22 protein-coding genes are annotated in these 25,375 nt (G+C 44.6%); 14 read left to right on the top strand and 8 right to left on the bottom strand.

Annotated features, from left to right (window positions below; genetic code table 11):
• Positions 1-174: 174 nt before the first annotated feature.
• The 4 genes from ACYX4J_RS12910 to ACYX4J_RS12895 form a co-directional block, all read right to left on the bottom strand.
• Positions 175-519: an ArsR/SmtB family transcription factor gene (locus ACYX4J_RS12910; RefSeq protein ID WP_444905674.1), complete on the bottom strand. Its 345-nt coding sequence runs from the start codon at positions 517-519 to the stop codon at positions 175-177.
• A gap of 268 nt (positions 520-787) precedes the next feature.
• Positions 788-1,153 carry a hypothetical protein gene (locus tag ACYX4J_RS12905; RefSeq protein WP_476176773.1) on the bottom strand — a complete coding sequence of 122 codons (366 nt, stop codon included), beginning with the start codon at positions 1,151-1,153 and terminating at the stop codon, positions 788-790.
• A gap of 785 nt (positions 1,154-1,938) precedes the next feature.
• Positions 1,939-3,192, bottom strand: a complete 1,254-nt coding sequence (locus ACYX4J_RS12900; RefSeq protein ID WP_444905673.1) for a phytanoyl-CoA dioxygenase family protein — start codon at positions 3,190-3,192, stop codon at positions 1,939-1,941.
• Positions 3,193-3,544: 352 nt separating this feature from the next.
• The gene (locus ACYX4J_RS12895) at positions 3,545-3,901 is read right to left on the bottom strand and encodes a hypothetical protein (RefSeq protein ID WP_444932811.1); all 357 of its coding nucleotides are present in this window, start codon (positions 3,899-3,901) and stop codon (positions 3,545-3,547) included.
• Positions 3,902-4,287: 386 nt separating this feature from the next.
• Between ACYX4J_RS12895 and ACYX4J_RS12890 the strand changes: the two genes are divergently transcribed.
• The 6 genes from ACYX4J_RS12890 (at position 4,288) to ACYX4J_RS12865 (ending at position 11,985) form a co-directional block, all read left to right on the top strand.
• A complete protein-coding gene (locus ACYX4J_RS12890) occupies positions 4,288-6,570 on the top strand; it encodes a TonB-dependent receptor (protein ID WP_476176772.1) in 2,283 nt (760 codons plus the stop codon).
• 468 nt (positions 6,571-7,038) lie between these two features.
• Positions 7,039-7,650, top strand: coding sequence for a DUF1287 domain-containing protein (locus ACYX4J_RS12885; protein ID WP_476176771.1), 612 nt, complete (start codon positions 7,039-7,041; stop codon positions 7,648-7,650).
• A gap of 505 nt (positions 7,651-8,155) precedes the next feature.
• Entirely contained in the window at positions 8,156-9,079 is a 924-nt protein-coding gene (locus tag ACYX4J_RS12880; RefSeq protein ID WP_476176770.1) for a haloalkane dehalogenase, read from the top strand.
• 187 nt (positions 9,080-9,266) lie between these two features.
• On the top strand, positions 9,267-9,728 hold the full coding sequence (locus ACYX4J_RS12875) for a GFA family protein (protein ID WP_475708280.1): 462 nt from the start codon (positions 9,267-9,269) through the stop codon (positions 9,726-9,728).
• 58 nt (positions 9,729-9,786) lie between these two features.
• Positions 9,787-10,935: an alpha/beta hydrolase gene (locus ACYX4J_RS12870; protein WP_475708279.1), complete on the top strand. Its 1,149-nt coding sequence runs from the start codon at positions 9,787-9,789 to the stop codon at positions 10,933-10,935.
• 126 nt (positions 10,936-11,061) lie between these two features.
• Complete coding sequence (locus tag ACYX4J_RS12865; protein WP_476176769.1) at positions 11,062-11,985, top strand: DMT family transporter; 924 nt, start codon at positions 11,062-11,064, stop codon at positions 11,983-11,985.
• Between the two features lie 134 nt (positions 11,986-12,119).
• Here the strand turns inward: ACYX4J_RS12865 and ACYX4J_RS12860 are convergent, their stop codons facing one another.
• Positions 12,120-13,043, bottom strand: a complete 924-nt coding sequence (locus ACYX4J_RS12860) for an alpha/beta fold hydrolase (protein WP_476176768.1) — start codon at positions 13,041-13,043, stop codon at positions 12,120-12,122.
• A 143-nt stretch (positions 13,044-13,186) separates the two neighbouring features.
• Between ACYX4J_RS12860 and ACYX4J_RS12855 the strand changes: the two genes are divergently transcribed.
• From ACYX4J_RS12855 to ACYX4J_RS12835, 5 genes are all read left to right on the top strand, one after another.
• Complete coding sequence (locus ACYX4J_RS12855; RefSeq protein WP_476176767.1) at positions 13,187-13,576, top strand: winged helix-turn-helix transcriptional regulator; 390 nt, start codon at positions 13,187-13,189, stop codon at positions 13,574-13,576.
• A gap of 271 nt (positions 13,577-13,847) precedes the next feature.
• On the top strand, positions 13,848-14,621 hold the full coding sequence (locus ACYX4J_RS12850) for a class I SAM-dependent methyltransferase (RefSeq protein ID WP_476176766.1): 774 nt from the start codon (positions 13,848-13,850) through the stop codon (positions 14,619-14,621).
• Positions 14,622-14,935: 314 nt separating this feature from the next.
• Positions 14,936-15,742, top strand: coding sequence for a right-handed parallel beta-helix repeat-containing protein (locus tag ACYX4J_RS12845; protein WP_476176765.1), 807 nt, complete (start codon positions 14,936-14,938; stop codon positions 15,740-15,742).
• Positions 15,743-15,910: 168 nt separating this feature from the next.
• Positions 15,911-16,366 (top strand): cupin domain-containing protein, encoded by a 456-nt coding sequence (locus ACYX4J_RS12840; RefSeq protein ID WP_444905663.1) that lies wholly within the window; start codon positions 15,911-15,913, stop codon positions 16,364-16,366.
• A gap of 513 nt (positions 16,367-16,879) precedes the next feature.
• Positions 16,880-17,755, top strand: coding sequence for a right-handed parallel beta-helix repeat-containing protein (locus tag ACYX4J_RS12835; protein ID WP_444932819.1), 876 nt, complete (start codon positions 16,880-16,882; stop codon positions 17,753-17,755).
• 207 nt (positions 17,756-17,962) lie between these two features.
• Here the strand turns inward: ACYX4J_RS12835 and pgmB are convergent, their stop codons facing one another.
• From pgmB to ACYX4J_RS12820, 3 genes are all read right to left on the bottom strand, one after another.
• Complete coding sequence (gene pgmB / locus ACYX4J_RS12830; RefSeq protein WP_476176764.1) at positions 17,963-18,676, bottom strand: beta-phosphoglucomutase; 714 nt, start codon at positions 18,674-18,676, stop codon at positions 17,963-17,965.
• On the bottom strand, positions 18,676-21,093 hold the full coding sequence (locus tag ACYX4J_RS12825) for a glycoside hydrolase family 65 protein (protein WP_476176763.1): 2,418 nt from the start codon (positions 21,091-21,093) through the stop codon (positions 18,676-18,678). The genes pgmB and ACYX4J_RS12825 overlap by 1 nt, the downstream gene beginning before the upstream one ends.
• A 108-nt stretch (positions 21,094-21,201) precedes the next feature.
• Entirely contained in the window at positions 21,202-21,354 is a 153-nt protein-coding gene (locus ACYX4J_RS12820; protein WP_444913430.1) for a hypothetical protein, read from the bottom strand.
• 101 nt (positions 21,355-21,455) lie between these two features.
• On the opposite strand from ACYX4J_RS12820, the gene ACYX4J_RS12815 reads away from it, so the two are divergent.
• From ACYX4J_RS12815 to ACYX4J_RS12805, 3 genes are all read left to right on the top strand, one after another.
• Entirely contained in the window at positions 21,456-22,715 is a 1,260-nt protein-coding gene (locus ACYX4J_RS12815) for an MFS transporter (RefSeq protein WP_413665293.1), read from the top strand.
• Between the two features lie 71 nt (positions 22,716-22,786).
• Positions 22,787-23,866, top strand: a complete 1,080-nt coding sequence (locus ACYX4J_RS12810) for a LacI family DNA-binding transcriptional regulator (RefSeq protein ID WP_444905658.1) — start codon at positions 22,787-22,789, stop codon at positions 23,864-23,866.
• Between the two features lie 110 nt (positions 23,867-23,976).
• A complete protein-coding gene (locus ACYX4J_RS12805; RefSeq protein ID WP_476176762.1) occupies positions 23,977-25,374 on the top strand; it encodes an MFS transporter in 1,398 nt (465 codons plus the stop codon).
• The last annotated feature ends 1 nt before the right edge of the window (position 25,375 follow it).

Here is a 25,375-nt window from a genome sequence, read left to right as displayed (position 1 = left end):
TATCCAAGAAAGGTATCAAGGGAAGGGAGCCAACTAAAGCTGGCTATTTCTGTAAATGGTCATTCTAGCGGTGCTTGAAGCAGAATTTAGGGCCTAAATGTATCCATCGGGGTGAAGAGAAGAAAGTTCGGACGCTCCATCGATAGGGGGCGCCCGAAGCAAGAGCGACATTGTTCAGTGCTGATCCGGTACCGCACACTTGATATCAGGACACTTTATCGGTGTATTGAAATCATCGTGGCAGCATTCATCTTGTAAAAACTGAATAACCTCAGTCAAGTGCTGATATTCGGCTACGCAGTAGAGGGTGCGGCTCTCGCGTCGCTGGAAAATTAATCCTGCCGAAATCAGACTGGAAATATGGTGGGAGAGGGTTGATCCGGGGATATCTAATTGCTCCTGGATGTTGCCTACAGGAATACCCGGTAGTCCGGCTTTGACTACTTTTTTGTAGATCAACAAGCGGGTTGGGTGTCCCAGCTCTTTGAGCGATTTGGCTACTTCTTCGATTTCCATCATGATTTGGTCATAAGTTCTATATTTGTCGAAATATATACAGTTTAGTGCTAAAGATAAAGTGTCGTGTGGACGACTGCTCAAGCTAGTGCTGCTACTAGTTGTTTAGGGTATTGAGAGGAAGCTGCATTACTTATATTTCTTTAAACTATATTACCAAACTTACCGAAATAACGCTTTTACTGCTAATTGCCCACACCAGGAGGGGGGTAATATCTATTCTGAAGTAGACGCATCATCATCCCGGATTTCATTGTAGCCATAAGAATCTTTACCAAACACCTGAAAATTGCAATGTGAATTCCAGCAGGCCCTCAATGGTTGAAATGTTGTCTTTGCCATAAGGAGCAACTTTTACGTGATTAGCTGTATACCTCATGGCAAACGAAAATCGAGATTTATCTTTTGATGTGTTTGCATAGGATACGTGCATATTTAGGGATGAGAAAATAAGGCATTCACCGGCTTTCATTTCCAGGTCTTTTACTTCCAAGTCGCCAAAGAGACCTTCTTCAATAATTTCCCTTGCACTGAACAAAAAGATGGCACCTTTTTGAAAAATTTGGCCAAAAGGAATAGCTTGGCAAGTATGTTTAATGAGCGGGGTGATGCAGGCACTAGTGATAAGTATATTCATTTGTTGTCTTGTATAAAATTATAGAGTTAGCTAGTTCTTGTATCGGTGTGTGACTTTGGAAGCATGCTCAGGTATCCGATTTCTTTCGTACTGTTGGTGAGCGGAACCCAAACGATGAGCTGGATTAGGGCGGGAGAAATTTATATGGATGGTCGTAATTTTGTATATTTGCCGACCTCCTGAAAGGTTGTATTCTGATACCAAGGCATCCCCTCAATATCGGGGTTTTTATCAAAAAATTGACTGCGCCAGCATATAACTTCATATCCCGGTAGGGTTGCCAATCGCTCTGAAATTTGTGGGGGTCGGAGGAGCTCCCTAAAAGGGTTTAGCCGCAATGTCTGGTATGATCCAGCGTATCCAATTGCCCAGCGTTCCTCTCTTTTACCAATCGCCTTCACCTTGTCGCCAAGGTGGCTCACTACTTGGAAATTGTTTTTAAACTCATCCAGTGCTATTCCCTTAAGCTTTTCACCTGTTCAGAGGAGATGCACAGAAGGGAGGAAGGAGTCCATTTTTTTTAAAGAGTGGCCCGATCATCTTCGTTTAGTTTTCAAATAATGGTGGCAGTTGTGCGCTAGATAGATGCTGAGTTTTCCTAACCGATCTAGATTAGAAAATAATTTTTATTTTTTGCTCCTCTGTCATGGGGGTATTATGAATTTGTATGCAATTATTGTCATAACTAAGTCTGCGGCCTTTAGGTGCTTTCCTAAGGGTAGGGAGGTTACCTAAGTTTTTTTTCGTCACCACCAGAGAGTATATTGATCATGACGGATTGTGGATTACTCTTCTGTTTTGTCCTCATCGTCTAATATTCCATTGTAGCCATAGGTGTCTTTGCCATAAATCTGAAAGCTGATAACCTTTGGGAGTGTATATTCTATTAGTCCGCCTAAAGTTGAGTAATTATCCTTTCCGTAAGGGGCAACCTTTACGTGATTGGCTGTGCAGCGACCTACAAATGAAAATCGAGTTTTGTCTTTTGATGTGTTTGGGTAGGAGGCGTGGATGTTCAGGGATGAGAATATTAGGCACTCTCCGGCTTTCATTTCTAGATCTTTGATGTCAAAGCCGTCAAAAATATGATCACCTAGCAATTTTGCGGCACTAAAAAATACTACTGCACCTTTGTGAAAAATCCTTCCATACATAAAAGATTTGCATAAATGGTATAGGTACAGTGGGGAAGCTGGTAGAAGCGATAAGTAAAACATCCTGTTGTCTTGTAGAAATTCGTAAAGGTAATTTACTCTCGCGTCAGCATAAGATCCGGGTAGAATTCTAAGGCACCCGGTTTCTTTTGTGGTGTCAGTTAAGGCAACCCACGCATTTACTTGAATGAGCGCAGGTGGTGTTTCTCTTGTGGGCTGGAGCTTTGCATATTTCCCCATTTCCCTGAAAGTTGCATTTTGGTGCCAGGGTGTCCCATCGGAGCCTGGTTTTTTTTCAAAAAACTGATTGCGCCAGCAAATAACCTCATCACCTAAAATGCTTGCAATCTTTTCCGAAATTTCAGGCTTTCTCATTAAGTCCCTGAAAGGCTTTAACTCTAGCGCTTGATATAGACTGGCATATTCGATATTCCAGCGGCCCTCTTTCTTAGCAATTTCTTTAATTTTATCTCCCATATAGGAAACGCCGTTAAAGTCATTGTCATACTCCTCCTGTACTAGAGTCATTAAGCCCTGTGCTTCTTCCGCGGATAGAACTCTATAGGGAGGCAGATAACCATTTTCTTCAAAGAAGTGGCGATCTTTGTCACTTAAAAAACAACTTCCTGTGGCGGCACTTTGGGGAGGATTGGGTAATTTTGCTGTCAGGTTTTTAAGCTTGTCGAGTTCGGAAAACAAATGATGACGCCTATTCCTTTGCCAGGGGAGAATAAACACCTTATAAGCTGTTATTAAGATTACAGTCCCAATAACTTTACACTTTTGGCTAAATGAAATATCGAAGTCAGCCAGACTACGTTCATTGTCTGCGCCTGAAAACATTTTAGAGAGCGTACTGCCACCTTGATTTTTCATGTCATGCATAAGTTACTTCGGGGTAAAGTTAGCTTTTATTAAGACTAGCTTCAGCTCGCACAAAGGTGTTCTGAACAGTACCCATGGCAATACTTCACGGCATGTGACGGGAATTTTTTCGGGGTGGCTAATGAAGGAAGTAGAGCGGTGCCAGGCCAGAATATAACCTGGAGTATCGAGCTTTATTGAACTGACGCCCATTGGCTGCAGGGGTCGGTTGGAGAGTACCCTTGAGGGGAGCCTGGCATGTTTCTCGAATTTCTCAGCTCTATGGGCACCCCTATCCCTTTTAAGTGCCTTAGGCCGATACAGTTCGACATTTCCCAAATCAGCAACAGCCAATCAAGTAAAGTGGAAAGTTTTAGTTACCTTTCACCAAGTCGACAGATCCGTGATCATCACAGTGATCACCATGAACATGGTGAAGTCGCCCGTTAACCAGATAGTCAACATGATCTCCGTGGGGAACCTGCTCATGGCCACAGTTTTTGCCGTGGATATGGGAGCTGTCATAGCCCCCTGTAACAGGGTGGCAACCCTCCGGGTTTTGGGTGCTTACTTCCAAGACGTGCTCGTCGTAGTGGTCTTTGTGGGGATGGTGTAGGTGGCCATCATGGAGGTAGCAGATATGGTCCCCATGGCGAATGGCTGTGTGGCCACAGTGGCTATTATGGGTATGTGAATGATGCTCCGCCTGTTGGCACTTGCCTTTTTCCATGATAACTCTCCTGGCCGCTTGGCACTTACATGGAACCACTCGTCGTCGAATGCTTCTAGAGTCAATAATTTGGCGCCACATTTGGACAGCCCTACATACTAAATCTAAGAACATCCGGGTGTAGTTTCCAAATATGAACTTCTACCAATGGCAGAAAACCTGCCCCTACCCCTCAAATCTTGATCTGCGAAGGTCTAACGGATGACTAGTCACTCAAATCTAGCCATTAATTCAATTTGCAATCGATTGCATTTGCGCATTATAGTTAAAGCACGGTGCATCAAGTAGCGTTTAGCAACTCTTTATGCAATCGATTGCATAAAGCTTTATAAAAATAGCACCGAAGTATCAGAACAGATAAGAATGACGACGAGAGGGAAGAGTTGATGAGCAAGAAACCATTGGCGCAGGCCGTATCCATGGCCGCGCTCTCCGTTGGTCTTTGCGGCTATGCCGCAGCCCAAGAAATTAGCCCTGAAAACGATATGGTGATGGAGGAAGTCATCACAACGGGCACCCCAGGCGGTGCGGGCATGCGTAAGCTGGATGCCAGCTTTTCTATCACAACTTTAAGTGATGATGAGATTAGCAAAGCCTCTCCTTCAAGTACTGCAGACCTGTTGAAGTCCGTTCCTGGCCTGTGGGTTGAGAGCTCTGGCGGTGTTTCTGGGGCAAATATCGATGTTCGCGGTTTCCCCGGCGGTAGTGATGCACCCTTTGTCACGGTATCCATGAATGGATTACCTCTGTATCCAGCGCCAACACTCTCATTTTTAGAAAACTCTTCTCTATTTCGTGTCGATGAAACTATTCAGCGAGTGGAAGCTCTGCGCGGTGGACCCAATCCGGTTTTCTCCAATGGCCAGCCAGGTCTGACTACCAACTTTATCTTAAAAGAAGGTACTGAAGAGACTGAGGGGCGCTTTAAGTACACTTTATCTGACTATGATCTGCAGCGAACAGATGCCCTAATGACTGGTAAGCTCGCAGATGATGTTTATTACATGATCGGGGGCTACGTATCTTCCTCCCCGGGTATTCGCGATGCGGGTTTTGATGCGGAAGAAGGGCATCAATTTACCCTGCACATCACCAAAGAGATGGATAACGGCAAAGCGGGTTTTTACATCCGGGATACAAAAGATACTGGTACCTGGTATTTGCCCAATGCTGCATTCCTGGAAACAGATTACACCCAGGTAGGCCCCAGTAATCGCAAGGTTTCTGTACCTATCACTCAGGCTGACGGTAATGGCGGCTCAGAAACTACCTGGGAAACTTTCGATATGGGCGAAGGGCGCGGGTGGAATGGTAGTGTAGCCGGTGCTTATCTGGAGCTAGACCTAGGCGATGGCTGGAGTCTCACCGAACGCTTTGGACTTACCGAAGGTAACGCTGATACTTTGGGTTTTGTTCCTAATGGTGCGCCCGTATCGCTAAATTCTCTTACTGACCAAGCAGTAGTAACCGCCTCTGGAAACGAACTTAGTGGCGATACTGTGGTACAGCAGTTTGGTGCCTGGGTAGTACGCAAAGATATCGAGGCTACGACAAATGACATTAGCCTGGCAAAAGAGTGGGATAACTTTAAGGTAACTGCCGGTTATTACACCTCTAGCTGGGAAGTTGATGAATGGTGGTCCCTGGGTAACCAGAAATACTATGTATTGGGTCAAGATGGGGAGCTGATCACAGGAGCTGCAGATGGCTCTGAGCTCACAGGAGACCTTGCCTGTAATACATCCGCCGATATCTCAACTTGTGACTGGAAATATGATGTGGATGCTGTGGGTGATGCCCGTGAAAACGCGCTTTACCTTGCCGGCGAGTTTTACTTAGGAGATTTCACTTTCGATCTGGGAGTGCGTTCCGCAAACCGGAAAACCAATTACTCCGTGGATCATGGCGAACGTGACGGTAATTTTACCACCTATAAAGCAGACGAAAATGGTACTGCCTACACTGCGGCAGTGGACTGGGCATTTGCCGAAAATATGGGCACATTCTTCCGTATAAACTCCGGTTATAAATTCGCAGACTTTGACAACTATCGAGAGTTTGGTGACAGCTTCATTGCTGGGTCTGATCTTGTGATCGACATTGAGCAATACGAACTGGGTTATAAATTACAGGAGCAAGATTACTCCCTCTTTGCGACGCTGTTCTACAACGAAACCCAGGGTATGCCTGACTGTATCATCGGCAGCAGTACCTGTACTCGTTTGGAGACAGAGGCGCTTGGTCTCGAATTGGACGGTAAAGTTCACTGGGGAGATTTCACCTTTGGGTTAAATACTACCCTGCAAAAGCCAGAAATCACGAGTGGTGAATATGAAGGCAACCAGGTTATGCGTCAGCCTGAATACCAGGTGCGCCTGAGCCAGAATTATGATTTCACACTGAATGACATTGATATGGCTGTGTATACCGATATCAGTCGGGTGGGTGATCGCTTTAATGGAAGCAACAATGAAGTAACTTTGCCAGCCTATACAAAAGTTGACCTGGGTGCGGTGGCTTATATCAATGATATTACTGTCCAGTTGGCTGTGGACAACTTAACTGATGAAGATGGTATCACCGAAGGTGATCCCCGCGATCCGCTAGCGTCTAATGTCCGCTATATCTTACCGCGCAATATCAAGCTTAGCTTCGCGTACGATTTTTAACCTCATGCCTCTCCCATAGGCTTCCAAGCTTTGCCGCACACTTCTCCAGTGTGCGGCTTTTTTATTGCCTGAAAAATTTAACTACAATCTATTTTCAAATCCATACAAATAATGGAGCTTCGATCTTTGTGGTCTAACCCAAATCCTTCCGGAGGCTCCCCAATAAAGTATGTGGTTAAACTGCTTTCATGAAGCGAAATTAGAGTCGAGGTTGAGAGCCCTAAGGTCATTGCAGGTGTGAAACCTTAATGTTCATATACAAATTTAATTTGGCAGTGGGAGATAGTTCTATTAAGTTATGAGCAGTTACCCCAATTCCTATTGCTAGCTGTATGTTGACGTTCGGACTAAAAAGTGGCATTAAGGTGGCGTAAGGGTTTGTTAGCTGTACTCTTTTCCCCCACCTATTATTAGTTTAGTAATGTTTCATATGTATTAGTGATTTTGGGTTGGTACATTTTTGGTAATATGAAAAAATTTATTGGCTTTCTTGTTGTTGTTTTGGCAATACCACTGCTCGTCTATTTTTCTACCTATAAGGGGGAAAGAAGTTTTACCAATCATCATGGCCTTCCAAATGTTAATCTGGTTGTCGATAATGCGTATTCTCTTTGGTTTACGCCTTATGATCCACTGATGGGGATGTATAATAATATAGGAGGGAAACTTGGATTTATTGTCTGTAGTGATGTACCTAATATCGCTTACGGAATGGCTGGATATTCATTTCAGGTCTTATTGAGAGATAGTTTTGTAAAAAATCCAAATTTTTATGATGCTCGAAATGGTAATAATCCAGAGAATCCATTTTTCCATCGCCGAGCAAGAAATCTATATTCCTATTTCCAGTCAATTCAATCTTTGAAACCAGCATCTTATAAGCCGAAGTTGGGGGATTTGGTTTTTTATAGAAAGATTGAAAAAGGATATATTGCCCATGTTGCTATAGTTACTTATGTTGATAATAGGGGGTTTAAAATCATGGAGTCAGCACCCAAAACCCTGTTCGCCAGGGAAGTAGAAATGGATTCTCCAGTGAAAAGGGGCTGGATCTTGGCGGGCTTTGGTAAAGTGTATTGAGGTGTTGTCCATGATTCGTAGTCATGAGAGATATTGTTCTTACAGTGATATATGCATCCCAGTGATTTTTGTAGCCTAATTTCTCCTAGGCTCAATTCCTGTTCACTGATAATTGAGATATATTGCTGGTAGACAGCTTACATCCAGATGGGTATTTCAATACATCTAACATGTTTTTAATGGTAAGAGGTTTGATTAATCGGCTTTGACAGGGTCGGTTGTACTTAGCCCAATGGTTTCAGACTTGCCAAATTGGCATTATGAGGTAATTTAAGTGATCTGGCGCCTAATAAGGTTTCTAAATGTAAAAATTAGAGATCATGCCATGTTTTAGGAGCATATTTATCCTTATTATCTAGTAGGATAATAGGTATTTTTCTACAGTTACCTTTTCAGATTTGAAGCACCGATAAAAGCGCCACAATGGATGATCTCTGGATTCCCACTGATCTAGCTTTTCAGAAGCAAGGCGTTAACTTAACTTTCAACTAAAAGAGGGTTGCCGATGTCTATTGAACGATTGAGAACTCCTGAGGAGCGCTTTTCTTTACTACCGGGTTTTCCGTATACTCCCCACTATATTGATAGCCTGGAAGGCTATGATTCTATGCGTATGGCATATATCGATGAGGGGGAGCAGGACTCGGATACCACCTTTCTTTGTCTCCATGGGGAGCCCAGTTGGGGTTACTTATATCGAAAAATGATCCCAGTTTTTGCTGAGGCAGGACACCGGGTAATTGCTCCAGATTTGTTTGGGTTTGGTCGCTCAGATAAGCCCGTCAATGAAGATGTGTACACTTTTAACTTCCATCGTAACAGCCTGATGCGTTTGATTGAGCATTTGGACCTTAAGAATATTACGCTGGTTTGTCAGGATTGGGGTGGACTTCTGGGATTGACACTTCCAATGGATATGCCGGATAGATTTACCCGATTACTGGTAATGAATACGGCTATCGCAGCAGGGGATGGTGCATCTGAGGGGTTCTACCACTGGCGGAACTTCTCTGTCAATGTACCTGAAATCCCTGTGGGAGGACTCATTGCCAATGATGCTCAATCTGAGGTCAATTTATTCGATATAGTAGCCTATGATGCGCCTTTTCCAGACAATCGCTATAAGGCTGGCGTTCGTCGATTCCCGTCAATTGTACCGGTTGATCCTGATATGGAGGGAGCAGAGCTAGGGGTAAGGGCTCGAGAATTCTGGTCTAGGAGCTGGGGTGGTGAGAGCTTTATGGCGATTGGAATGAGGGACTTTGTGCTTGGTGAGAAAGTGATGGAGTTGCTGAGGGGAACCATCAAAAACTGCCCCGAGCCTCTCAAACTAGCGGAGGCGGGCCACTTTGTGCAGGAATATGGTAAAGAAATTGCTGAAAAGGCTCTCAACCACTTCAAGCTTTCCTCTACAGTAACTGAAAATTAAGAGCGTACTAGTGCCGGGATAAGTTAGATCCCGGCGCTTTACTCCTGTGCAGCCTAAGAGGTTTAGGTTGCTCTCATCTTTCATAGCTAATTTACTACTGGGGCTCTGTTTACCGTAGTCTTGTTATCAAACTTCAGTGTGCTCAAAATGGGGCTTTTATCGATAACTATTACCTTTTATAAGGTTAATGGTAATCTGCACAGCTCGAATAGATACCTTAAGCCATTATTTTGAGTTGGGGTTTAATATGATCAATGGTAGTTGCCACTGTAAAAGTGTTCAATTTGTAGTTAATGAGAAATCACTGGATGTTCGCAAGTGTTATTGTGAAACATGTAGAAAGCTAAGTGGGGCTGATTATTCAGTGGTAGCATTGGTGAATAAGAGTCAGTTTAAGATTATTAGTTCTCCCCAGAAGCTTTTGCAATATATTTCTAAACCAGGAAAAACTCGGCACTATTGTCCCACTTGTTTTGCCCCGGTTTTTGTTGAGGTAGAATCCCAATCTAATCTTTGCCGGATTCGTCTGGGATTACTTGATGATAATCCTGAAGTTAATATATCTGGTCACATGTGGGTTAGTGAGATGCCCTCTTGGTGTAGTATTAGCGATAATCTTCCGGTATTCACTCACGATTACTCTGAATGATAAGACAGAGTTAGAAACTGTGGGCCGGTAAGTTGAGTTGTAATGAAAGGGTATTTGAATGAGAAGTATATTTGTTTTATTTTTGTTCTTTTCGGTTAATGTCCTAGGGGAGGTAGCACATTTCCGTATAGATTCAGAGATCCTGGGAGAGGAGGTTACAGCTCGGGTATCTTTACCGGATACCTATCACCATTCTAAGAGTTTTTCTTATCCTCTACTAGTGATATTGGATGGCTCAACGCAATTTAATCATATGGCGTCTAGTGTTCATTTTTATAGTACCTATGCCGTTATACCTGAAATGATAGTGGTCGGTATCAGCACTCAGGATCGGCTCGCATATTTTACTCCCACTGAGCCCGAAGCCTACGCGGGGCGCTCAGGCAAGGCTGACAAACTAACAAAATTCTTGGAAGACGAATTCTCAGGAATCTTGAGTAAGAAATATCGAATTTCTCCATATTCTATTATCTCAGGTCACTCACTTTCTGGGCTATATACTAGTTACTTGGCAATTAATAATGAATCTATGTTTGATGCAGCAATTTCAATTAGTCCCAGTTTATGGTGGGACGATTCATCTCTTATAGATGAGTATAAGGGTAGCCATGCAAGAAAGGAGAATAAGCCTTTTAGATGGTTTCTGAGCATGGCAAATGAGCCAAATGAAATGCCAGCGGCTTTTGACGGTATGCTTCAAGCATTAAACGATATGCCAAGATCAGGATTGCATTTCTCTTATGCGCGATTCCCCAATGAAACACATGACAGTACACCCTTAGTAGGCAATGCAAAAGGGTTGCAAGCAGTTTTCTCCGATTGGAATGCTGTGCCTGAAATTGATGTTATGTCTTTAAATGAATTAAAAGAGTTTTATAGTTCTAAAGTTGATGAGTATGGCTATTTATTTCAACTTTCTGCACATCAATATAATGTCTATGGGCTTAAAGCGGCCTATGAAGGTAAGACTGATTGGGGGATTGAGATCCTAGAGCAGGGAGCTAGGGAATTCCCCGATTCTGAGATTTTGTGGGATAGTTTGGCAACTGCCTATAAGTTGGGCGGAAAACTAAAGAGTGCAATGGGGGCTTCAGATCGAGCCGTTAAGTTAGCAGAAGAGACCAACTCAGTCTTTCTCAGCGAAATGAATACTCAAAATACTCAGCTTAGAGCTGTGCAGGTAGAAGGTTCTTTGGGGGATATATAAGAGGGAGGGGGTAATAGGGTAGTACCAGCATAAAATTACAGTAGGGTATTGGGACGATAAACTTGGTATGCATATTAGAAATGTCACACTTCAATAGAATCTGTAGTCTTTATTAGAGAGTTTAAAGTGAAGTTTAAAGACAGTCGTGGAATTATTCTGACTATTTTGGCAATGCTCTGTTTGGCTGGTATGGATGCGACAGGTAAGCTACTCATCCAGAACTATTCTATCGTTCAAATAATGGCGATTCGTTTCGCAATATTTTTCTTCATCGTTATAAGCTTGGCAACACTCAAAGGGAGCTCGGATATAGTGCGAAGTGAAATATTTGGCACTCAAATAGCTCGCTCTATTGTTCTCGCTCTTGAGGTGTCAGTATTTATTTTTGCTTTTAGTATGATGTCTTTGGCTGATGTGCATGCTATAGCTGCGACAGCCCCATTATTTGCAATATTAATGGCTGGATGGTTTTTAGATGAGAGAATAGACACAAGGAGCTGGGTCAGTGTTACGGCTGGATTTATAGGTGCCCTTATTATCATTAGGCCTGGAATGGGAATGATGGGTTGGCAAACCTTGATTCCCATCTTAGGAGCTATCCTATGGGCCGTATATCAAGTGCTTTCACGCCGTGTTTCACACTTTGATAGTGCCGATACAACCGTTTTCTATACCGCGACCATTGGTCTTATTATTTTTGGAAGCTTAGCACCATTTTATTGGGTAAAGCCGACAGTATCAGGATGGCAATTGTTGATTTTGAATGGACTCTTAGGTGCAATGGGCCACTATTTGCTGATTAGGGCACTGGCACTTACTCCAGCTTCGATTTTGCAGCCTTTTAGTTATGCTTTACTATTTTGGGCTATTGTTATTGGCTTTGTAATTTTCGGAGATCTGCCTGATGGAATTACATTATTTGGTGCCTTCGTAATATTGGCTGCGGGATTTTATGCTTCAGACTTAGGCCGCACACTGATTGGTGTTTCGCAGATTAAGGCCAAAAAGGGGAAAGATGATGCTGAATCAGAATCAAAGTTAATGAGTTAAAAAAACCAATTTGATAAAAGGGCTCTCTAATGATGGTTGTAGAGTGCCCCCTGATTTAATAGTGGCGAGATTAGGTAGCGTCACTTTCAATTCAATTAGTGATTAGGTATCTGATACTTGAAGGTTTGAATAACTCATGCGTCACGATGCTCAAGAAAGCCGCCGTCTACCCAATTGATTATCAAGTCAACATACTGTTGCCCAGCATCTTCCGATGAGAAGTGAGATGCATTGTCAAATATAACTAGCTTGCTATTGGGGATATGCTTGGATAAGGCAGTCGCATTTTCTACTAAAACAAATGGATCTCTCTTGCCCCAAGTGATCAATGTCGGAACTTTAATACCGTTTAGTTTTCTCTCAATCCATGGAAGCTCTTTCGAATAGCTTCCAAAGAAGCTGATGGCGCACTTGTGACTGTCACTATCAAAGGCTATGTCATAGTACTCTTGGGTAGCTCGTTTGCTGGGCTTGTAGTTGTGATAACCGTCTTTGACGGCAGTCAGGAAATTGGTTTTCATTACTGACTTCTTGTTTAAGCCTTTTGCTATCCAGCGAACCATTCGGGATCTGACAACGGCCATAAGAATAGGGGAGAGTTTTGGAGGGTAGGTGCCTGGGCCGTCAAAGATATTGAGGCTCAAGAATCGTTGAGGGTGGTTAATAACGGCCGTTAAAGTGATAGGCACACCCACATCCGGCCCTACCAGGTGGGCCTGCTTGATGCCAAAATGGTTCATAATTTGAACAAGGACTTCGCTCAGGTTGCTTGGAGACATATCTCCCTCCTCTGCGTTTGATAAGCCAAATCCTGGGATATCAAAGGCTAGCACATCAAACTTTTCACTAAATGCTTCAATAGATGACTCCCACATACGAATACTTTGGGGTAGGCCATTCAGCAGTAAGAGGCTGGGAGCCTGAGGTTTTTCCTTGCGTAGAAAGCGAATGTTAAATTTCCCTACAGAGACAAACTGCGGTGTAAATATATCGTCAACGGTTGGGGGTCTATTGGAGGCGTATTGGGTGAGGGCCTTGTTTAAGAGAGCTTGGGTCATAACAGGGTATATATCTATATGGGTCTATAGGTGATTTCGGCTAAAGTTACTTATTTATACTAGGTTACTCACTTGAGTGTTGGTTGCCAATAAGGCACTATTAAGTGGTCAAGTTACTTTTTGATAACCTATGGAGTGGAAGGGTGGGGACGCAGAATAAAAATAGTGAGAGGCGCGTGTTTGTGAATGATGATGAATGTCCCATTCGCAATGTGGTAGCTCAGATTGGTGACAAGTGGTCCATCCTGATATTGTTTGCCCTTGCTGATGGTCCAGATCGCTTCAACTCCCTGAAGTCGCGCATTGAAGGGATTTCACAGCGAATGTTGACGCAAACCCTGCGCGACTTAGAGCGCGATGGTTTTGTACTCCGTACTGTCTTTGCGCAAGTTCCAGTTAAAGTAGAGTATGAATTAACTGACCTGGGAAGAGGGTTATCTGCAGCTGTGTGGAAGTTAGTATCTTGGGCAGATGAACATCATCTTGAGATTCGTAAAGCGCGCCTAAGATATGATGAGGATAATCAATCGTAGATTAAGGATTCTACCTTCTATTGCCCCCATTTAGGGCTTTTCTCAAAGATTCAGCGTCTGCTTTATAGTAAATCATGATTTGTACTTGTAATTTAGTTCAATAGAGCCTTTCGTAGCTGGAGCATTGCTGTAAATATATAGTTAAAATGATTGGCGATCTTAGTTTTCTTTAACTCAAGGCATAACGGAATAGGACTTACAAGTAGATTTAAATTTCTTACCCTTGATAATTAAATAGAATCGATAAATATAAGTAATTAGAAGGTGAGCCATGGATTTTTTTGAAATTAACCGACACTCCTGGGATAGCCGCACCCGTATTCATGTGAAGTCTGAATTTTATAATGTTGATGGATTTCTAAGCGGAAAATCTACTTTAAATGAAGTTGAGCTTTCAGATATAGGTAATGTGTCTGGAAAAAGTTTACTTCACTTACAGTGTCACTTTGGATTGGATACCTTATCTTGGGCTCGATTGGGAGCGAAGGTGACGGGAGTTGATATTTCTTCTATAGCCATTACTGAAGCACAGGCTCTTTCTGACCGCTCAGGTTTATATGGAGAGTTTATCTGCAATGATATCTACAGTTTTGGAGAGTTAAATAATAAAGAATTTGATATCGTCTTTACTTCCTACGGTGCACTCTGTTGGTTGCCGGATATCGAGCGGTGGGCATCAGTTGTTGCTCAATGCTTAAAGCCGGGGGGGACTTTCTACATCGCAGAATTTCATCCATTTTATGATATTTTCTCTGGTTACACATATTTTCATCGAGCCGATCCAGATATTGAAGAGCATGGTACCTATACAGAGAATGATCGGGGTGACAAGTCTACCCTAGCCACCTGGTCACATCCGATTAGCGATGTTGTGAGTGCATTATTAAAATATGGTATTCAAATCGCCCAACTAAAAGAATACCCGTATAGTCCTTACAACTGTTTTGATGGCATGGAGGAGCGTGAGAAGGGGAAATACTACCTGTCTTTTAAAGGACATGAGATTCCGCTAATTTATACTATTAAAGGAGTCAAAGTTACTTGAGACAAAGAGCAATAATAGTAATCAGGCTGGCGGCAGATTTGCGCAGATTTTTTTTAGGGGAGGGAAAAGGAGGGTAATGAGTGCCGCCCCCTTAAACTTCCCATGTAAAGGCCCACTGGCTTCATATCCAACACTGCTTTCTTACATTTTGTCTAATTGGCATAGATAGCCACTATTTACCATTCACAGATGTTTAGATTCCGTACTTAGTTGCCATTTCTTTAAGAGAAATTTCTTATAGCCCTTTTAGCAAGCTGGATCACACTCTGTTCAGGAGAAGGTAATTATTAACTGATTTTATAGAGGGTAGTAAGATGGCTATATGGCAATTACAAGGTATGAAGTGTACTTTATCTATCTTTGCAGGTGCTTTTTGCTTGCTAATATCCGGGCTTGCATCGGCGGTTGATTGTGGTGATACCATTAACACCCGAGAAGTTTTGGATGATGATTTGGTATGTACAGATAATATCGCGATAACCATTGTTGGCCCAACTGGTGGCCTGGATATGAATGGTCATACCATTACTTGTGACAATAATTCTGCAATAGGCATAAATGTTGTCGGTCTTGTGGGGTATTTGGAGGGCGCAGGTACTATATCATTCTGCCAGACAGGGGTTGGATTGGCTGGTGACGGATTTCATAATGTAACCAATATTTCTGCTAACAATAATGACTTTGTAGGGTTGGCGGTATCGAGCGACTTTAATCTAATTACTAATTCAAGTGCTAATGGTAATGGTAATACTGGTATATTAGTTACGGGGCTAAGAAATACTTTGATCTCAAATATTATCGAAAGTAACTTACTAGATGGGATTCAGTTGGATGGTGATGCTCCAAGTTTAGCCCAAAATTATATATATGATAATAATCGATATGGGATCTATATTGCTGATTCCAACTTTGGGAATTATAGCCAGAACACCTCTGAGATGAATGGTTCAGTGGGTATCTATATGGAAGCAGCTAATCAGTTTTTTAACTTTATTCTCAACAACACATCCAAGGGAAATACTGATTTTGACTTGGAGGATCTAAATGCAAATGCATGTAGTAATATTAATGTTTGGCGTGGAAACACTTTTACTACTGCTAATCCCAGTTGTTTAAATTAAGGCTTTTTGCAAGGCTCACCTTAAAGTAAACTGGGTGAGCCTGTGTTCAATTCGTATCCGCTCAACTATTTGCTTGTTGTCTATAAGGATTAAATTTCACTGATACATTATGTGGTAATGTAGTATCAGACATGTTTCTAATTCTGATTACAAGGTGCTGATTAATCCATGAAGCCTGATAACTTAATTGATCATCCTGAAGGCGGGAAATTTCTTCAGGTGTTTAAGTCGAGCTCAATAGTAACAAGGGAGGATGGGCAGAAGCGAAGCGCATTGACGCATATTTACTTTTCCTTACAGAAAGATGAAGTATCTAGGTTTCACCGGGTCGAATCTGATGAGGTTTGGAATTTATATAGGGGGGAAGGCTTATATCTCTATATTTGGACTGAGGGGGATAGCTGTTTGCAAAGGACTGAGATTTCCGCAAAGAATAATATATTTTGTCATGTTGTTCCTGCTGGTGCCTGGCAGGCTGCTGAGCCAATTGGGAGTTCTGTTTTGGTCGGATGTTCGGTAGGCCCGGGGTTTGAATTTTCGGATTTCAATTTAATCAAGGTTGATGATCCTGTAGCAAAACAACTGTGTGAGATAGATAGTTGTTTGAGTCGCTTCATTCGTTAAGCCTAAAGTTTAAGCTGTAGTTACGCTTTACTATTGATGGATATTTTGGCGTAAATTTTATGGAGTCTATTTTAAGCTTTTCACTTCACGTCTATGCACGAATTTTGATTATTTTACTTGCCCAAGCTTCTCTATGCCATTACCTTTTACATGCCAGAGCTATTGAGAATATTTTCCTATGGATATTTCACTCTTTGGGCTCAAAATGTATCCCAATATTCTTTTTTCTGATTTCAAGAATTTTTATTGCCTGGGCATAATGGTTATGACTAAAAATTGTTATTGGGTTTACTTCAGCTCTTTCGGATAATGTAAATGCCGATGATGTGTACGCTGATACCATTGCGAGTACAGAAATAATAAGTAAGGATCTCAATTGTAATTTGATTGGGTTAACAGTTGCTGGGCTGACCGGTAGCTCGGGTTTAAGTGGCAACTAGCTGTGGTGGTGAGTAGTAATCAATAGCTAAACAGTTTTATTAGGGGGGTACAATACTATTTTAGGAGTTCATTATGAATATTTGGCAGGAAGGAACGCAGTCTAAACTATATTCTTATCTATTTTTCGGTAGTGCGTTAGTAATCTCTGGAAGTGTAAATGCAGATATAGTGTGTGGCGGTACTATTACAACTCCAGAGGTGTTAACTGGGAACTTTTCTTGTAATTCCGGTGTAATAGTAACTGGCCCTACAGGAAGCCTGAACTTGAATGGATTTACGTTTGATTGTGAAGGGGGGGCAGGTGTCATTCTTGAAGGTACAGGAGCTGTATTATCTGGAGGTGCATCAGGAGGTACATTGGATGAATGTGGTACAGGAGTCATTGCAGCAGGTTCCGGTAGCCACACAATTACGGGTATAACATTTAGTGAGGTTTTTGGAGAAGGGGTTTTCCTCGACTCGGACAACAATACGCTGTCTGGTTCGATTATTGATGTACCAATTGGTGGTGAAGGTGTGTTTATTAGAGGCAGTAACTCAACGGTGATAAATAACGAGATTGTTAGTTCAGATGGATTCGGGGAAAGTGGTATCTTTTTTGATCTCGGGGCAGATAATTCGACCGTAATATCTAATAAGATAACCGGTTTTAGTGATTATGGTATGGAAATATGTAGCAATGGTAATTTCATTGCTCAAAATACGGTTGAACTCACTGGTTTTACAGATCCTATTCCCGGCACTGCGGTAGGTATATCGTTGGCTAAGTTCGCCATTCCCATCTGCTTTTTTTTTGATCCGGATAGCCAATTCGGAAATGTAATTATTGGCAATATAGCAACTGATAACAACTCTACCGATCTTGAGGATACTAATCCCTTCCCCTGCCTTAATACCTGGTTTGGCAATACGGCTGATAATATAGAAGGTGCCTGTATTGATCAATGAGCCGTGAAATTCTTCCCTAGAAGGCCAGCGAAATCTTATTCTTTTGACTGATGTTTGGTGAAAGGGTGCGCGGATATTAATATAAGCCTTGGCCGATTACTAAAATATCACACCGGGATTATCCGGTGTGATATAGACGTGATTAGCTCATTTAGAGGTTCGTTATATATTGGAGTCTTGCTGCTTGCATGGTAGAGCCATAGGGTTCTAATCTATTTTTTCGTTGGGTCGTTTATCGATATTCATATTTTGACGAATGCCGGACTCTGCTAGTACTGATAGAAAGAAATCATATGGCACAAATTGTTCCAGACTGTCCAGCGTATAGTCTGCGTCCTTTAACGAATCTGGATTACCTATGCCTACAGCCGTCATGCCATTTGCGGACTTAATTGCACTGACTCCAGCGGGCGCATCTTCAAAAGCAATGCAAAATTCTGGATCAATTCCGAGACCTTTGGCGGCGGCTAGGAATATACCTGGTGCAGGTTTAGGTGCAGATTTTTCTGGGTCTGCAATAACAGAAAAGCAACGGGATATTCCCAGGGCTTCCAGTACCGCCGGCGCGTTTTTACTCGCTGAGGCGAGGCCAACCGGAATATGCTGAGAATTTAACCATGCGAGCAGTTCACCGGCGCCCGGTAACAAGTCTGCGGGAGAGAGGCTGCGAATTAATTCCTGGTAGCGGCTGTTTTTTCTAGCAGCCAGTGCGATTTTTGCTTCTTCAGTGTAATTGCTGCTTTTTTCCCCGAGAATCACCTCAAGAGAAGCCATTCTTTCCAGGCCCTTTAAGCGCTCTTCAGTATCCGCTGTCCAGGGAAGGTTGAGCCCTTCAGCCAGCTGTTGCCATGCGATCAGGTGGAGACGTGCGGTGTCTGCAATAACGCCGTCGAGATCAAAAATTGCTGCACGATAGATCATCAGGATACCTCCTCCATCGGTGCTATTTGAATGGTTTCTGTTTGCCCTGGTGTCTCCAGGAATAGAATTTGCTTGCCGTGATGAAGACTGAGTGCTTCACCTTTCACCAAGGTGTACCTGGCGCTGTAAGAATCGACATCGACTGCGATCGTGCGGCCACGGAATTGCAACCGGAAACGATAGCCGTCCATTCCATTGGGCAGGTATGGATTGAAGTTGAGTTCATTGCCGTGCAGGCGCATTCCTGCAAATCCCTGGACCATACACATCCAGGTACCCCCCATGCAGGCAGTGTGTATGCCGTGCTGGGTATTGTTGTGGTGGTTATCCAGATCCATTCGCGCAACTTGCTGGAAGTAGTTCAGCGCTTTATCCGGATACCCAACTTCACTGGCAATAATGCTGTGAATACAAGCGGACAAAGTGGAGTCGTGTGTGGTGAGCGGTTCATAGAAGTCGAAATCCCGACGCTTCTGATCAATTGAAAACTCTGAACTTTCCAGTAACAGGCCAAGAACGACATCCGCCTGCTTACAAACTTGGTGTCGATAGATCACCAGGGGATGATAGTGAAGTAACAGCGGGAATTGATCGGCTGGCGTTTCGGCAATATTCCAGCGGGGTTTGTTTAGAAAACTATCGTCTTGAGAATGTATACCCTGCTTTTCATCGAAGGGCAGATACATACTTTCTGCGGCCTTGGCCCAGTTATCAACTTCCTGTTTGTCGAGTTGAATACGCTGGGTTAACTCATCGCATGCTGCAGGATCGAATGATTTTAACCACTGTATTACTTCAACAGCATATTCAAGATGGGCCTTGGCCATCAGGTTTGTGTAGAAATTATTGTCAACCAGGGCAGTGTACTCGTCTGGTCCGGTAACCTCATTGATACAGAACTGGTTGTCGCGAAGTGCGTTGAAGTGGCCAATCTCCAACCACATACGAGCGCCTTCTATCACGACTTCTGCGCCCTTGTTGCGCAGAAAATAGACATCACCGGTAACCCGGCAGTAATGTCGTACGGCGTAGGCAATGTCCGCATTGATATGGTATTGCGCAGTGCCTGCCGGGTAATAGGCTGAGCACTCCTCACCGCCGATGGTGCGCCAGGGAAACAGTGCTCCCTTTTGAATCGACATCTCCCTCGCTCTTTTTCGTGCGGCATCGAGGATTGAGTAGCGGTATTCCAGTAGGCCGCGCGCTAATTCGGGTTGGGTGTAGAGGAAAAACGGTAGTACATAGATTTCTGTATCCCAGAAATAGTGGCCGTCATAGCCGTCACCGGAAAGTCCTTTGGCTGCAATATTGGTATTGCCATCCCGACCTAGGGATTGGAACAAGTGGTACTGGTTGAAACGTATTCCCTGTTGCAGGGCATCATTTCCACTGACCTGAATATCGGACTCAAGCCAGAAATTGTCCATTTGTATACGCTGGGTTTCGACATGGTCCGCAAAACTTTTAGCCGCACAGCGCTCCAGGTAATGATGCAATTCGTCTGCTGATATCGGCTCAGCATTTTGCTGTGCAAAGTAAGCGACGTACTTGGTTAGGCGAATAGGGGTGTTGCGGCGGGCAGCAAAGCGATAGTCAACCGAGACGCAGTCTTCACTGCGGAGGTTATTGGACGTGTAATCGCTGTCACTCTCACAAAGGTGCAGGGCTGCGCATCGTATAGAGAAGCCACTGCTCTTAACGGATAGAGGCAGGGCCAAATAACCATCTTCAGCTGTATTTTCCAGCCATTCGATATCTCCCCGATCAATAGGGGAGGCTAGGCGTGGGTCCTCACTGCGTTCTGCTTGGGCAAGGTCACCATCAAGGCAGGATTGCAGGTGTACCTCTCCGTCAAAATCGATGGGAGTGAGTTCCAGTTGCAGAGCTAATAGGTTTTTCTCACTGAGGGAAACCAGGCGCTGCACTTTGAGTTCAATGGTTTTTCCTTTTGGGGAGCGCCAAGTGAGTTTTCTCTCGCTGATCCCTGCGGCCATGTCCAGGCGACGCTCGTAGTTGAGCAGCTCGCCTTGGGCGAGATTAAAGCGTTCTCCATCCAAGCTGATATAAATGGTCTTACCGTCGGGAACCGTCAACATCCTCTGGTTGTTGCGCGCGTAGCCATAAGCAGACTCACCATAGGTGATAGGTTCGCTGGCGTAGACTCCATTCAGGTAACAACCATCTGTAAAGGGTTCTGGATCGAAACCCTCCTCAAAGGTACCGCGCAAGCCGATATAGCCATTACCGAGGGAGAATAGGGTGGCGTTGAGGCTGTAATCTTCAGGCTGGAAGGTGTCCTCCACCAAGTCCCAGGGGTGGATCTTGTGTTTGATTTGTTGTTTTTGCTTCATACCACTTTCACTGGATTGGAGATTGGGTTCTAGGGCCGGGTCGGCTGGGCCTCCGACTACTGGCATCCAGTCTATCCGTAGTTGATGTCTTTTTGCAATCGATTGCAAAATTGAGATTAAGCCTGGCTGTTACTAGAAGATAGACCTGATTTTCATCTCCGAAAAGTCTGTAAGCTATTGAAAAATATATGTTATTTTCTTTTCCTGGGTCAATTGCCAGTTGTTTTGTGACTGATCGGCATAAGGCATTCCCAAATTTTCATTGGTTTTTATGCAAACGATTGCAAATTTTTGTCTGACTGATACATACTGGGTTCCTTCAGGCATTGGGGCGAAGTCGCCTTTCTCCACAAAGTCTGGGTAAAAAATGTACAATAACAGGTTGGTACGGCTGACTGCCTAAACCACAGAGCCAGATAGAATCCACTATGAAGAATCAGCGCATACTCTTATCTCTATTCGCTATCTACTTTGTCTTTGCCATTTTGTTGAACAGCGTAGGCACGGTGATCCTGCAGGTAATCAATACCTATGGGGTAAGTAAATCTGCTGCGAGTGTGCTGGAGGGGTTCAAGGATATCCCCATCGGTATAGTGTCTTTCCTGATTGCTTCCCAGCTTCCCCGACTGGGGTTTAAGCGGGCGATGCTGACGGGATTGGCAATCGTCACCCTGGCTTGTACAGCTATGCCCCTGTTACCCGGGTTTTGGACGGCGAAGTTACTGTTCTTGTCCGTGGGTGTTGCGTTCGCATTGGTAAAGGTTGCCGCATACTCCACCGTGGGATTGTTAGCGCAGGGCCGCAGCGCACATGCGAGCCTTCTAAACACCCTGGAGGGGGTGTTTATGGTGGGAGTTCTCAGTGGCTATTGGCTGTTTAGCGCTTTTATTGATTCATCGAACCAAGGGTCTACTGCCTGGCTCAATGTGTATTGGGTGCTGGCGGTGGTCTGTGTGATTGCATTTGTATTACTCTGGTGCACAGAGCTGGATGAATCCGGGGCGCGAATCGAAGAGGCTAGCCCGAAACAGGACTTTATCGCGATGATAAAGTTGATGGCCAAACCTCTGGTATACATCTACGTGATCTCCGTATTTTTCTATGTATTGATTGAGCAGGGGATAGGAAGTTGGTTGCCGACCTTTAATAATGAAATTCTTAAGCTGCCCGCTGCGATGAGTGTTCAGGCTGCAAGTATCTTTGCCGCAGGGCTGGCGTTGGGGCGACTTGGTGCCGGTGTGATGATGCGCAAAGTACACTGGTACCCGATGCTTAATGTGTGCTTAGTTGCGATGGGATTACTGGTGGTCGTTAGCCTGCCCCTGGCGAGTAATATTGTGGCGAATCCCGATGTAAACTGGCTTAGTGCCCCAGTGGCAGCTTTTGTTTTACCGCTGATTGGCTTGTTTATGGCACCTGTGTATCCAGCTATCAATTCTGTGATGCTCAGTTCATTACCCACCCACCAGCACTCTGCAATGACAGGTTTACTGGTGATTTTTTCTGCGCTGGGCGGTACAACTGGCTCACTGATTACCGGGTCGGTTTTCGAGGCCTTTGATGGCCAGGTGGCTTTCTATTTATCCTTGGTACCCATCACAGTGATTCTGATTACCCTGTTCTTTTTCCGTCGCGCTGTAGAGCGGGGGGATGAGACGCTTGAGGCCTCAGCCCCCCTGGCTGGGTAGCAGGGTGGTTTTACAAACTTGGGCGACGGGCCTAAGATGGCATTTTTCCCGCGAACAAGGTGAAGTACGCCATGCCCAAGGGGTCCTCCTCTCCCGTTTCCATGTCCGATATTGCTCGGTTGGCGGGAGTTTCTGAATCTACTGTTTCGCGAGCGCTGAACGATAATCCATTGATTAACGAAAAGACTCGCGAACGTATTCAAAAAATCGCGAGCTCCATGAATTACAAAATCAATGAGAGCGCGCGAAACTTACGCCTGCAACGCAGCCATACAATTTCGGTTGTGATTAATACGGGGCGCAGTGGCGGCCAGACATTTTCTGATCCATTTATGATCGATATGATTGGTTCAATTGCCGATCGCCTCGCAGTGCATAAATACGATTTACTGTTTTCCAGCAGTATCGCCAGCCGCTCGGATTGGCATTCTTATCTGATGAGTTCCAGGCGGGCTGATGGCGTTATTGTGATTGGCCAAGGGGTGGACGATACCCCACTTCGTGATCTGCAGCAGCAGGGGGACCCTCTTGTTGTCTGGGGAGGGACCTCAAGGCAGGGGGCCGAATATTGCATCGTCAGTAGTGACAATCAAATGGGTGGGCGTCAGGCCACAGAACACTTAATGAACTTGGGGCGGCGGCGAATTCTCTTTCTCGGCGACACAGCTCACCCGGAGGTCAATGGGCGATTTGAAGGTTACTGTGCCGCGCTCAATGAAGCTGATCTGTCTGGCACTACCAGGCAGTTGACCGCCGGCTTCTCCAGTGAAAGTGGTTATCAATCCATTATCGACCTGGTTGCGCAGGAAGGGCTTAGTTTTGATGGCATTTTCGCCGCCAGTGACAGTATCGCTATGGGGGCGATAAAAGCGCTACAGGCCCGCGGCTATAAGGTGCCGGAAGATGTCGGCATCGTGGGTTTTGACGATATCCCAATCGCCCCGTTTTTTACCCCTCCTCTGACAACCGTTCGCCAGAACATCCACCGAGGTGGTGAATTGATGGTGGAGAAAATGATGGAACTCCTCTCTGGAAAATCGGCGATGCCAGATGTACTACCTACCGAGCTGGTAGTGCGGGGTTCTTGTGGTGCCAATCCGGATTACCAGCCTGTAGAGGAGTTCTTTCAAGACACTTCAGGTGAGCGTTAGTCGCAGGCCCTCACCATTTTGTTTGTCAGCAGGGGCGTATTTAGTGTCCCTGCCGTTTCCCGAGTTTGAGCCACACTTGTAAAGTCGAACTCTGTGGTTGGACTCGAAACATGGCAGATGAGAAAACTAAACTGACCAGAATTCAGGTACTGGGACTGTTTGCCCTAAGCTTGGCAATTTTTCTGATCGGAAATGACCTCACTGCGTTTTCCGTAGCAATTCCAGCCATCGAAAAAGACTTCAACTCCAATATCACCACCACCCAATGGATTATCAACGGCTATACATTGGCTTTTGGGGTACTGCTGATCTCGGGCGGGCGTTTGGCGGATATGTTTGGCCGGCGCAAAATCTTTTTCATCGGCATGGCCGCCTTTGCATTTTTCTCCCTCCTCGGCGGTATAGCTACCAATATTCCAATGTTGTTGGCGGCGCGGGGATTGATGGGGATCGGTAGTGCCCTTATGTGGCCGGCAATCCTGGGGCTGATCTACGGGATGTTACCGGAGGACCGCTCGGGCTTTGCCGGAGGCTTGGTGATGGGCATGTGTGCCGCTGCGAATGCAATTGGTCCGGTATTGGGGGGCATTCTTACAGACTTATTGAGCTGGCGCTGGATTTTCTTTATCAACTTGCCGGTGGCTGCATTGGCATTTTGGGTCTGCTGGAAGGTTATCCCGGATGACACACCGGAAAATGTCACCGAGCGCATTGATTACGGTGGTGTAATCACCCTGACTACATCGCTGTTTTGCCTTCTACTGGCGCTGGATTTAGTCGTGGATATCGGCTTTAAGAGCCCGGTGATTATTGTCTTGGCACTAGCCACCTTGCTGTTTATGGGGGCGTTTATCCTGGTTGAGCGTCATGTGGGCAGAGATGCGTTAATTCCCGTAGATGTAGCAACGAATCACGGTTTCTTTGCCGCAGGTATAGCTACCTTGTTGCTGTCTGTGGTGTTCTTTGCTGCCCTTGTATACGTTCCCCAATACTTGAGTAAGGTCCATAATCACTCGGCGATGTATTCGGGAATGGGGCTACTTCCTATGATGGTCTCATTTGGTTTGGTGTCTTTTATTGCCGGTGGCCTCTACGAAACGCTCGGTGCAAAAACGATTGTCTCAGCAGGCACCATTGCCATGTGTATCGGTATGTTTATGCTTTCTCATTTGCATAAGGAAACAAATTTTTTGCAAATGGTACCGGGGCTGGTGGTTCTCGGGGCGGGTATTGGCCTGTTTTACTCTGCTATTACTACTGCCGCAATTACGGTTGTAGCGCCGGAGCGAGCGAGCTTGGCGGGAGCAATTCTCTATATGTTCCAGATTGGTGGGGGAGCAATAGGCTTGGGTATGAATACCACAATTGTGGCAATGGCTCCCGATATGTCTACGGGGATCGATCGCGCTTTCACGGTTAATGCCTATCTGGCGATGGTGGGACTGGTGGTGTGCCTTTTATTTGTTTCAGGGAAGCCAGCGGATAAGACTCCCCTGTCTGAGAAATGAT

Source organism: Microbulbifer sp. ABM4_008, from assembly GCF_056311705.1.
The sequence above is the reverse complement of the archived record's forward strand: the minus strand, read 5'-3'. Positions and strand labels throughout refer to the sequence as shown.